Source organism: Salinicola sp. CPA57, from assembly GCF_003206035.1.
In the GTDB taxonomy this organism is placed as follows: Bacteria; Pseudomonadota; Gammaproteobacteria; order Pseudomonadales; family Halomonadaceae; genus Salinicola; species Salinicola socius.
Genome location: NZ_PZJR01000001.1, coordinates 161,476 through 172,734, shown reverse-complemented (window position 1 = coordinate 172,734; position 11,259 = coordinate 161,476). Strand labels below are relative to the sequence as shown.

General features: G+C 62.4%; 11 protein-coding genes. 1 reads left to right on the top strand and 10 read right to left on the bottom strand.

The features are described 5' to 3' along the window. Positions 1 to 48: 48 nt before the first annotated feature. Positions 49 to 426: a hypothetical protein gene (locus DOM36_RS00770; protein WP_110640617.1), complete on the bottom strand. Its 378-nt coding sequence runs from the start codon at positions 424 to 426 to the stop codon at positions 49 to 51. 410 nt (positions 427 to 836) lie between these two features. On the opposite strand from DOM36_RS00770, the gene DOM36_RS00765 reads away from it, so the two are divergent. Next, positions 837 to 2,357 (top strand): amino acid permease, encoded by a 1,521-nt coding sequence (locus DOM36_RS00765; RefSeq protein WP_110640615.1) that lies wholly within the window; start codon positions 837 to 839, stop codon positions 2,355 to 2,357. Positions 2,358 to 2,495: 138 nt separating this feature from the next. On the opposite strand, the gene DOM36_RS00760 is transcribed toward DOM36_RS00765, so the two are convergent. The 9 genes from DOM36_RS00760 to DOM36_RS00720 form a co-directional block, all read right to left on the bottom strand. Then, complete coding sequence (locus tag DOM36_RS00760) at positions 2,496 to 3,266, bottom strand: ABC transporter substrate-binding protein (RefSeq protein ID WP_110640613.1); 771 nt, start codon at positions 3,264 to 3,266, stop codon at positions 2,496 to 2,498. 162 nt (positions 3,267 to 3,428) lie between these two features. Next, positions 3,429 to 4,559, bottom strand: a complete 1,131-nt coding sequence (locus tag DOM36_RS00755) for a succinylglutamate desuccinylase/aspartoacylase family protein (RefSeq protein WP_110640611.1) — start codon at positions 4,557 to 4,559, stop codon at positions 3,429 to 3,431. A 77-nt stretch (positions 4,560 to 4,636) separates the two neighbouring features. After that, positions 4,637 to 5,461 carry a transporter substrate-binding domain-containing protein gene (locus DOM36_RS00750; RefSeq protein ID WP_110640609.1) on the bottom strand — a complete coding sequence of 275 codons (825 nt, stop codon included), beginning with the start codon at positions 5,459 to 5,461 and terminating at the stop codon, positions 4,637 to 4,639. A 70-nt stretch (positions 5,462 to 5,531) separates the two neighbouring features. After that, the gene (locus DOM36_RS00745; RefSeq protein ID WP_075568352.1) at positions 5,532 to 6,263 is read right to left on the bottom strand and encodes an ABC transporter permease; all 732 of its coding nucleotides are present in this window, start codon (positions 6,261 to 6,263) and stop codon (positions 5,532 to 5,534) included. After that, positions 6,251 to 6,967, bottom strand: coding sequence for an ABC transporter permease (locus DOM36_RS00740; protein ID WP_075568351.1), 717 nt, complete (start codon positions 6,965 to 6,967; stop codon positions 6,251 to 6,253). The genes DOM36_RS00745 and DOM36_RS00740 overlap by 13 nt, the downstream gene beginning before the upstream one ends. A 13-nt stretch (positions 6,968 to 6,980) precedes the next feature. Continuing rightward, positions 6,981 to 7,751: an ATP-binding cassette domain-containing protein gene (locus tag DOM36_RS00735; RefSeq protein WP_075568350.1), complete on the bottom strand. Its 771-nt coding sequence runs from the start codon at positions 7,749 to 7,751 to the stop codon at positions 6,981 to 6,983. Positions 7,752 to 8,104: 353 nt separating this feature from the next. Next, positions 8,105 to 9,169, bottom strand: a complete 1,065-nt coding sequence (locus DOM36_RS00730; protein ID WP_110640607.1) for a succinylglutamate desuccinylase — start codon at positions 9,167 to 9,169, stop codon at positions 8,105 to 8,107. 358 nt (positions 9,170 to 9,527) lie between these two features. Continuing rightward, positions 9,528 to 10,559, bottom strand: a complete 1,032-nt coding sequence (locus DOM36_RS00725; protein ID WP_075568348.1) for an SMP-30/gluconolactonase/LRE family protein — start codon at positions 10,557 to 10,559, stop codon at positions 9,528 to 9,530. Positions 10,560 to 10,657: 98 nt separating this feature from the next. Beyond that, positions 10,658 to 11,242, bottom strand: coding sequence for a lipocalin family protein (locus DOM36_RS00720; protein ID WP_075568347.1), 585 nt, complete (start codon positions 11,240 to 11,242; stop codon positions 10,658 to 10,660). Positions 11,243 to 11,259: the final 17 nt, after the last annotated feature.

The window sequence follows — 11,259 nt, the reverse complement described above, 5'->3', positions numbered from 1 at the left end:
CAATTTTTGCCTTGTCTGGCCATCGCTCGCCGATTTTTCTGACAGAGCTTAGTCGAAACTCCACTGCCAGCGCTTTTGGGCGCGTCTCGATGGAGAGGGCGTCGGGGTGTGGCTGCGAACTCGGCTGACCCATGCCTGGCGATTTTCCCAGCGAATCAGATAGACCGTCTCGCCGTCGCGCAGAGGCGGGTTGGCGGGATCGATCAACACGGCTTCGAACCAGCGCGAGAGGTGGTAGACCTGCAGTTTGCCGTTGACCGGGTGAGCGGCGACCTGGACGGCGGCTTCCGCCCCTTTGTCGCTCGCGGACGCCATCGGCGTCGCGTGCGGGGCAGAGTTGGAAAAATGACGATAGATCAACGCGATGGAACATAAGCCCAGCCACGTTGCTATCTCTTCCGGCGTTAGATTGAGCCATTGATCCATGAAGTCCCCCTGCTGCTGAACGCGATAGCCTCTGTCGGTGGGCAGATCGTCTTCTTATACGGCGCCTTCGAGGACGCTTTTCGACGCTGTCGGGTCGAGCGTTGCCTAGCAGAATACGGATCGCCAGTTCGGCTCTCCACATCAGAACGGTAAACAATTGCTGTCTAACGTAGTCATCGGCAGGGATTGCGATTGCGATTTCCCGATTGATGAGACGGTTCTTCCTACGCCCTGTTCCGGGGCCACTGTTCCAATCGCGTCACGGGGTTTGCGGACGACTCGGGTCTGCAGTATTCCTGAGTCGTCAACGCGGTTTCGCTCGTGGCGCGGGGTTACGGTGCGCCGCCCATCGGTTGGCTTCGCAATCTGACGATCCAGCAAACACAACAACGACAACGGCGGGAGCAGGTATGCAACGACAATCTTCCAACATTCAATATCGGCAGCAGGATGCCAGCTACTTCGAACAGCGCGGGTTGAGCCGCTACGCTGGCCCCTGGTCGCTATGGGCGCTGGGCGTGGGCGCGGTCATTTCCGGCCACTACTCGGGTTGGAATCTGGGACTGTCGCTCGGCGGCTGGGGTGGCATGGCGATCGCGACCGTATTGATTGCGATCATGTATCTGGGGCTGACATTCTGTATCGCCGAGATGTCGCCGGCGCTGCCACATACCGGAGCGGCGTACTCTTTCGCCCGGTCGTCGATGGGGCCCTGGGGTGGCTTCATTACCGGGCTGTGCGAGAACGTCGAGTACATTCTGACGCCGGCAGTCATCGTCTTCTTCATTGGCTCCTATCTGGGCAGCATCTTCGAGACGCCGGCGGCAATACAGCCGCTATGGTGGGTCATCGGCTATATCCTGTTCGTGGGTCTCAACATCGTCGGCGTGGAGCTCTCCTTCAAGGTGACGTTGACGGTGACGCTGCTGGCCCTGGCGGTGCTGGTGGTGTTCTGGATATCGGCCATTCCCAATATCGATTTCTCGGTCTGGGCGCTGAACATCGGCAGTGACGGGGAGCTGCTGGAGGGCGGTGGCGGGCCGTTCCTGCCCATGGGTATCGGTGGCGCGCTGGCAGCGATGCCGTTCGCGGTATGGCTGTTCCTGGCCATCGAGCAACTGCCGCTGGCCGCCGAGGAAGCCGTCGATCCCAAGCGCGACATGCCCAAGGGCATCATTCTGGGCATGATCACCCTGATCGTCTCGGCCTCGATGGTGCTGTTCCTGAACCCGTCTCTGGTCGGTGTCGGCGCCTATGCGCTGGGCCAAAGCGGCGAACCCTTGCTGGACGGATTCACGGCGATCTACGGCAGCGGTCTGGCCAAGGTGCTGGCGCTGGTGGCGATCATCGGGCTGATCTCGAGCTTTCATACCATCATCTTCGCCCAGGGCCGCCAGATCTACTCGCTGTCGCGCGCCGGCTACTTTCCGACCTGGCTGTCGGTCACCCACGGCACCCGCAAGACGCCGCACGTGGCGATGATCGCCGGTGCCTGTCTCGGGCTGGTCATCATGCTGGTGCTGTTCGTCGGTCTGGGAATCGATCAGGGTTCGGCGGTGATCGGCGGGACGCTGCTCAACATGGCGGTGTTCGGCGCCATGTGCTCCTACATCGCTCAGGCCGCTTCGTTCATCCTGCTGCGCAGAAACCGAGCCGATATCGCGCGACCCTATCGTAGTCCGTTCGGCGAACCGGGCGCCTGGGTCACAATCGTCATCGCGCTGGTGACGCTGTTCTTTCAGTTGAGCGATCCGACCTACCGTGTCGGCATTCTCGGCGTCATCGTCTGGTTTGCCGTGGCGATTGCCTACTTCGCCATCGTGGGTCGCCACCGGCTGATTCTGTCGCCGGAAGAGGAGTTCGCCATGGAGCGCGGCGAGAAGATTGGCGAGAAGAGTGGCGGGACGGTACCGGCAACGCCCAAGCGTTGATCGCGCGGGCTATCGTCGAACACCGATGCTCCACAGGCGCACGGCCCCGATCATGAGACCGGGGCCGTGCGTTTTGAAGCGCAGAATGTTTGCCAGGGCGCGCGGCTGGAAGCGAGCGACGCGCCCTGGAAGCCTCGGTTACTGCTGGACCTTGAAGTACTTGTCGTAGATCTTGTCGTAGGTACCGTTGTCCTTCAGCGTGGCCAGGGCGTCGTCGAAGCGCTCGGCGAGCTCCTTGTCACGCGGACGGAAGGCCATGCCGAAACCTTCGCCGAAATACTTCTCCGGCTCGCTGATCATGTCGCCGACGGTGACGTAGTTGCCTTCTTCGCTGTCCAGCAGCGTGGACTTGCCCACCGGGAAGTCGAGGAAGGCGACGTCGACGCGACCGGCGTCCATGTCCAGTACCAGGTCATCGGCGGTGGTGTAGCGGCTGATGTTGGCATCGTCGCCATACATGTCGGTCACGTAGTTATCCTGCAGCGTGCCGCGCTGGACGCCGATGGTCTTGCCCTTCAGCGACTCGGGATAGACCGTTTTGATACCGCTGTCGGCGGCAGCGAACCACGCGGAGGGCGGCTGGATGTACGGGTCGGAGAACAGCACGGTCTGGCGACGCTCGTCGTTGATCGTCATCGACGACATGATGGCGTCGTACTTGCGTGCCAGCAGGCCGGGAATGATGCCGTCCCAGGCTTGCACGACCCATTCGCAGTCGGCCTTGATCTGCGCGCACATGGCGTTGCCGAGTTCGATATCGAAGCCCGTCAGTTCGCCGTCCGGAGTGCGGTATTCCATCGGCTCGTAGGGGACATCGACGCCGATACGCAGCTGTTCGGTATCCTGGGCCTGGGCGGCACCCGCGATCAGCGCGGCGCCGAGCAGGCTGGTAGTCAGCAGTTTTTTCATGGATCGCTTCTCTTTAGTGATACGTGTGTTCTTGTGTGTTGCGACTTGGCCCGATTCGATGGCGACCTTCTCGAGTCACGAACGCTTCGAGACATCCAATGACGACAACCGCAGCATAACGAAAGCTTACACGATTGAATATCACGTCAATCAACGCCTGACTCACGGCGCCAGCAGATAGCCGCTGCGGTGACTCTGATGGCCGGCGATATCGGCGACGATCATCCCCGCCGTTGCCATCCGGCGCTCGCTGCGGGCGTAGAACATGCCCGCCTGCGGCGCATGGACTGGCTCGACCCGATCACTGAGTGGATCGATGATCTCGGCGATCAGCTGACCGGCTTCCACCTCGATGCCGGGCGCGGCATGGAACACCAGCAGCCCGCCGATCGGTGCATGCAGGAAGTCCATTGCCGCCAGTTCGGTGGCCGGGTAGGCCAGTTCGGGCAGAGGCGGCGCCTCGCCCGCGACGAGGCCGAGATGTCTTAGCCAATCGATGATGGCCTGGGCATCGCGGCCGGCGAGGTCATGGTCGACGTCGCGTTGACCGCGCAATTCCAGCGTCACCGACTGGCAGCCGTAGTCGACTGGAAAGCGTGCGCCGAAGGTCTGCTGCAGCTGTTCCCACACCAGCGTGAAGCACTCGTCGAACGACTGCCCGCCGGAGTCGGTGGCCAGCATGCTGGCCTTGGAGCCGAAGTAGCGCGCCAGCGGCTCGAACACGGGCCACGCCGCCGGCGTGGTGTAAAGATGTTCCACGGCATCGAAATCACAGTGGAGATCGAGCACGAAATCGGCGCGGCAGGCCAGGCGCTGCAGGGTCAGGCGCATCGACTCCAGCGCGGTGGTCGGCCCGGATTTCTCGAGAGCCGCGAGCAGTGCGGCCTCGAAGCGATCACGAATCACATTACGATTGTGGGCGATGTCGTCGTTCAGCGCGGCGTCCAGCCCATCGGCAATCTCGTCGGCGACGCTGGCGTAACGGCGATTGAAATTGGTCAGGCTCTCGAAATCGTAGCGGCCCAGCGGCGTATCCATCAGCTGCTGATCCAGGCCGATCGGGTTGGCGACCGGAACGAGCGTCACCCGGCAGGCCAGTTGCCCCAGCGCTTCGAGCTCGGCCAGACGCTGCTTCAAGGTCCAGGCAACCAGCATGCCCGGCAGCTCGTCGGCGTGCAGCGCGCCCTGCACGTAGAGATGTCGTTCGGCATCCGCCGGGCCGAAGTGAAAGCTGTCGATATGGCGCTCGGTGCCCGGCACCGGGCTGATCAAGGGGTGCTTCTGATGTTCCACGACGCTTCCTCGGCTCAAGGATCGAAAAAGCCCGGCCTGCTGGCCGTCAGTTCAGCGGCCGGGCGGTGGCGGCGGTTTTACTTGGCGCAGTCCTGCTCGCCAGGACGTACCGACAGATCGTAGTCGAAGTACTGATCCATCAGCATGTCGAAGGTGCCATCGGCGTAGACGGCGCAGATCGCCTGGTCGAATTTGGCGGCCAGCGCCTTGTCACGCTGGCGGAACGCCATGGCGGCGCCTTTGCCGAAGATCGACGTCGGCGTCTTGATGCTGTCGCCGAGCTGCTTGTAAGGGCTGTCGTCCTGACGGAAATCGATGGCATCAACGGCGATCGGGAAGTCTTCGAAGGTCAGGTCGAGTCGGCCGGACTTGAGGTCGTTGACCACGTCCTGTGAAGAGCCGTAACGGTGGATGTCGAGCACGTCGCCATATTCCTGGGTGACATAGACATCGCGAATGGTGCCGCGCTGCACGCCGACGGAAAGCCCTTTCAGGGAGTCCTTGTCGTCGATGTCGATATCGCGATCGCGGGCGGCGATCCAGACGCTCGGCGTGTTGTAGTAGGGCAGCGAGAACATTACCTGGCGCTCACGCTCCGGCGTAATCGCCATCGACGACAGGATCGCGTCGTACTTGCGCGCCAGCAGACCGGGAATGATGCCGTCCCAGCTCTGCTCGACCCAACTGCATTCGAGGTTGGCGCGGGCGCAGAGCTCGTTGCCGAGATCGATCTCGAAGCCCTCGAGATCGCCGTCTGCGTTGCGCACCACGAAGGGTTCGTAGGGCACATCGATACCCAGACGAATGGCGTCCTTGTTATCGTCCTGAGCCATGGCCTGAGTGAAGACCTGACCGGAGAAGAGGGCGCCGGCGATCAGCGCGCTGGTGATCCACTTGTTCATGATGACTCTCTTTTGTGTGTGGTGATTTGTCATGGATGACGAAACGTCGAACGATGGACCTGTCTCGCGATCAGGCCCCGCGCGGGCGCAGGTGCGCCAGCAGTCTCTTCTCCAGGGTCCGGAACGTGAACATGATACTGAAAGTCAGGCAGAGATAGATCAGCGCGACGAAGATGAAGGCATCGAACGGCGCGTAGAAACGGGCGTAGACATAGTAGGCCGCCCCGGTCAGATCCATGATCGTGACCACGCTCGCCACCGCGCTGGCATGCAGCATGAAAATCACTTCATTGCCGTAGGCTGGCAGGGCACGACGGAAGGCGCTGGGCAGGATGATGCGGCGCATCATCAACTTGCGCGACATGCCGTAGGCCCGTGCCGCCTCGATCTCGCCCTTGGCGGTATTCTTGATCGCGCCGTGGAAGATCTCGGTGGTGTAGGCCGCGGTATTGAGGGTGAATGCGATCAGCGCCGGGAAGAACGCCTGCTTGAATACCACCCAGAAGATGCTGTCCTGGATACCGTCGAAGAACACCACGCCGTAGTAGACCAGATAGAGCTGGATCAGCAGCGGCGTACCGCGGAACACATAGGTGTAGGCGTAGATCGGCAGCTTGATCCAGCGCCGCTTCGAGCCGCGGCCGATGGCGAGCGGTACCGCCAGGATCACCCCGATCAGCAGCGACAGGAACACCAGCTGTACCGTGGTGACGAGACCGCTCCAGTAGAAACTCAGCGTGTTGGCGGTGAATATCACGTTGCCGGAGAGCAGATCGGTGAACCAGCCGTTCAATTGTTCCATTCGCTGGACTCCCCAAAACCGGTGTTGTAACGCTTGGTCAGCTTGGCAAAGCCCCATTCGGACAGCGTGGCGATCAGTAGATAGATCATCGCCACCGGGATCATGAACATGAACGGTTCATGCGTTGCCTTGGTCGCCTCGGCGGCGACGCGGACCATGTCGGTCAGGCCGATGATCGACACCAGCGCGGTGGTCTTGAGCAGGACCATCCAGTTGTTGCCGATTCCCGGCAGGGCGTGGCGCATCATCAGCGGGAAACGAACGCGTCTGAACGCGAGCAGGGGGCTCATGCCGTAGGCGCGCGCGGCTTCCATCTGACCCTCTTCCACCGCCTGGAAGGCACCGCGGAAGGTTTCACCCATGTAGGCCCCGAAGATCAGGCCGATGGTGATGACGCCTGCCACGAAGGCATTGATATTGATGAAGATATCGATATCGAACGCGTAGTAGAGCTGATCGGTGAGCATGTTGATGCCGATCTGGCCGCCATAGAACAGCAGCATCATCAGCACCAGATCCGGCACGCCACGTACCAGCGTGGTGTAGAGCGTGCCGATGCCATGGATCAGTCGATTTCGCGATAGCTTGGCGCTGGCGGTCAGCAATCCCAGGATGACGGCCAGTATCAGCGAGAGCACCGCCAGTTCGATGGTGACCAGAGCGCCGTCGAGCAGCCGCGGACCGTAGCCTTGCAGGTCGATCATGATGGAGTCCGCCTCAATGCTTGGGCGCCAGGAATTGGCGCAGGCGCTCGGAGCGCGGATTGTCGAGGACGTCGGCCGGCGTGCCGGTCTCTTCGACCACACCCTGATGCAGATAGATCACCTGGCTGGAGACATCCCGGGCGAAGGCGATCTCGTGGGTGACCAGGATCATGGTCCGCCCTTCGTCGGCAAGGCCGCGCATGACCTGAAGCACGTCACCGACCAGCTCCGGATCCAGCGCCGAGGTCGGCTCATCGAACAGCATGACTTCCGGATCCATCGCCAGGGCCCGGGCGATCGCGCCGCGCTGCTGCTGACCGCCGGACATCTGGGTCGGGAAGTAGTCGGCGCGATCCAGCAGGCCGACGCGATCGAGCAGCGCCCGGGCTTCCTCGATCGCCTGTTTCCTGGGCTTGCCGAGCACGTAGACCGGCGCCTCGATGACGTTCTCCAGCAGCGTCATGTGCGACCACAGATTGAAGTTCTGGAACACCATCGAGAGCTTGGCGCGAATCCGCTCGACCTGTTTCCAGTCGGTGGGCTCGCGGCCGTGTTTGGTGGCGCGAAAATTGATCGCTTCGTTGTGAACGATCAGCTCGCCCTCGTCGGGCTGTTCCAGCAGGTTCATGCAGCGCAGAAAGGTACTTTTCCCGGAGCCGGAAGCGCCGATCAAGGTGATGACGTCGCCCTTGTGCGCCTGGAGAGAGATCCCCTTGAGCACCTCGTGGTCGCCGAAGCGCTTCTTGATGCCCTGGGCTTCCAGGGGGATGGGGGTCGCGGCCATGATGTTGTCCACCGAGTGGGTTGGCTGGCGGGAAGCGGCACGGCGTCAGATGGCCCGTCTTGCTGTCGGTCGTGCCATCCTGGGATGGCGTTGGCGACGCCGACTCCCCGGCGAAAAATCCGGCGATTCTAGCAGTTTCGCCGTTAGGTTCCAGACAAGGGCTGATCCAGGCGGCGGCGCGGCGGGGCGACAGGTCGGTAATCGGACCGTAACTGATTGTTCATGTTGGAAAACTCCTCGGCGCTATTGTCGTTGTTGATCGGTTATCGTGGTTGATGGGTTATCGTCGTTGATGGGTTATCGTCGTTGATGATTGTCGCTATCGATTGTCGCTATCGATCGGCGCGAAGCCGTCATGGCGAATCGGGTGGTTCACAGGGGCGGACCAGCAATGCCGCACGCGCGTTCAGCTCGACGTGGGCATTGGGGAAGACCACCGAGAGCGGTCCCTCTTCCAAGACGAAAGGCCCGCTCTCGTCATCTTCGGCCAACGTCTCGCCGACCGGAAATTCGCTGAAATTGGCGACGTTCTCGGCAAAGGTAAGGCGAAAGGTGTCGCTCGTCCGCATCAGCTCATGCGCCACCTGAAAGAAGCGAAGCTCATCGAGGGTTGCGGTGGAGAATGGGCGTCCTTCCGCCAGCGCGCCAAGCCATGCGCGCATGCCGTTCAAGGCGTCGAGATCGTTGTCGCCAAACGGGCGTACCTTGCCGAGCTCCAGAGTATAGGCCTCGGCCGCGTGGTAATGGCGCGAATAGTGGGAAAAGGTCCAACTGTGCTGGTGTTGAAGCAGCACGGCCTGCATGCCAGCGGCCGCGAGCGCTCGCCAGTGGAACCTGGGCTGCGTCTCTGGCTGCTTTTCCGTCTCTGGCCGTTTTTCCGACTCTGGCCGTTTTTCTGAATAGGGCACCACGGCGAAGCGCGGGTATCGGCTGTCGCGAATGGCGGTGTGCATGTCGAGATGCAGCCGGCGCTCGGGATATCTCGCAAAGAAATCGTCCACTGCCCGCATCAGCTCACGCGCGCGCTCGGGTTCCGCTCCGTGCTGGTCGAGCCCACGCCGGAACAGGCGGTTGAGATTGGTGGTGACGAAACGGGTCTGCGCGCGTATCGAGGGGAGATTGCCGAGGATCACCAGCAGCGGTGCGGCGAGTGCGAGACGACCCGATTCGAGGGCGGCCAGCCATTCTCCGACGAGCTCGATGGGCGCGGTCTCGTTGCCGTGGATGCCGGCGGAGATCACCACGCTACGCGCGTCCGCGGAAACGACGTCCGGCGTCAGTTCGAGGATGCCCTCGCCGAGAATGCGGTAGCGTCCACCGGGTAGGCGGCCCTGGCCGGCGGCACCCGGTGAGAAAGAGTCGAAGCCTTCCGAGGCCAATGCCTCGTCAAGCGTTGCCGAGAGCCACTTATCCAGCATGAGCTGCTCGCCGCGGCGGCATCGGGATGATGCGGGGGGACGGGAAGGGAAGCAAGATCGGCGTGGACATAGGCTGGGCTCTCGCCAGTGTTGGCTGCTGTCGGTAAGCAGCCAGCTTACCCCGTTCGTCGTCTCCGGCAAGGCGCCTCGTCGATACGCTGAAAGAATGCGGCCTGATCTTGAAACCGGCGTCATGAAAGCGCAGTGGTGGACATCTTCGACCGGAAAGCCTTGGGTCTTGTCTTCCGTCGAGAAAGTCGTGGCGTGGAGTCTGATCGGGAAAACCCGCTCGTCGCGGGTCTTCCCGGTTCGTTCGCGGCGCTGTCGTGCCGCTATTCGATCACCCCTCCGGCTTTCGTCAGACCCCGCGGGTTCCGGTATAGAGCGTGTAGATCGAACGGCTTGCGGTCATCAGCAGCCGGTTGCGGTGCTCGCCGACGAAACACAGATTGGCGCACACCTCCGGCAGCAGGATGCGACCGATGCGGTCGCCATTGGGGGCAAAGATCGAGACGCCGTCATGGCCCTCGCCCCCGGAGACTGCCGCCCACAGGTTGTCGTCCTGATCCAGCGTGATGCCGTCGTAGGTTTCGCTGTCCTGGCTCGACACCACGGTTTCGCGATTGCTGAGCGACTGGCCGTCCTGGGAGAGCGCCCAGCGTGACACCGTCGCCGGCCGATCCGGAAAATGGGAAGGCGCGGTATCGCTGACGTAGAGGCGGCGCTTGTCGCCGGACAGTGCAATGCCGTTGGGCTTGCCCAGCTCGTCGGACAGCAGCTTCGGCGCTTCCAGCGTGTCGTCGACGTAGTAGATCGCCGGCTTGACCTCCAGCGGGCGCTTCTCGCCTTCATAATCGACATGGGCGCCGTAGCCGGGATCGGTGAAGATCACGCCGTCGTTGGGCAGGATCACCAGGTCGTTGGGGGCATTCAATGGTTTGCCCTGAAAGCGACTGGCGAGAACGGTGGTGGTGCCATCCCACTCGTAGCGTACGACGCGCGCCGGTGAATGCTCGCAGGCGACCAGACGGCCATGATGGTCGAAGGCGTTGCCGTTGGAGTGACCGACGCCTTCGCGCAGCACGCTGACCCGACCGGTCATCTCGTCCCAGCGCATCTGCCGGGCGCGGGGAATATCGCTGAACACGGCGTAGCGCCCGACGGCGTTCCAGGCAGGTCCCTCCAGCCACAGCCCCGCCGACCAGTGGCGCTCGAGCGGTGTATTGAAGACATAATAGGGTTTGAAGCGATCATCCAGCACCTGCCACGCCTCGTCCGGATAGCGAGCGGGGGGCTCGGTTGCCGTCTGGGCCAGCAGGCTGGGCGAGAAGGCGACGGAGGCGCCGATCAAGGCAGAATTTCGCAGTAGCTGTCGACGATCGAGGGTCATGGCAGGCTTCCAGTCAAAAGGTGCTCCCACTATAGAACGCCCGTTGGGAGGGGCGAGAGGATGAGCGCTGATTCTCGACCAAAGCATGAGCTTCCGGGTCAGCCAGACGCTCCTCCGATGGCGCCGGTTCGCTGGCAGATTTCCGGATCCTGCGAGACCTGGACCAGTTCGTCGACCGGGAACTCGAGTGCCCGTGCCTTGGAGATCAGCCCGGCGTAGGTGGGCGGGTCCAGCGTGGGGTCACGTGAAAGTATCCACAGGTAGTCTCGATCCGGACCGGCGACGAGCGCATGTTGATAACTGTCATCCAGCGCCAGCACGCTGTAGCCGGCGTAGAAGGGGCCGAAGAAGCTGACCTTGAGATGACCGACACTGGGGTCGCCGACGAAGCTGGCGCGACCCTCGGCGCTCTCCCAGCGCTGCTCGGCCGGATCGTAGCCGCGATTGATCACGCGAATGTCGCCATCGTCGCGGCGGCTGTACTCCGCCGTGACGCATTCGAGACCCTCCTCGAAACCGTGGTCGAGTCGGGCGATCTCGTACCACTGGCCCAGGTAATGCTCGATCCGGAAGTCATTGACCGGCTGCGTTCCCTCGGGAACGCCCGTGCAGCCGGCCAGCAACGTGAAGGGGGCGAGCCAGGTCAGGCGAGGGTAATGTGGGAGTCTCGTTGGCAACAGCATGGGGATCCTTCCTTTTG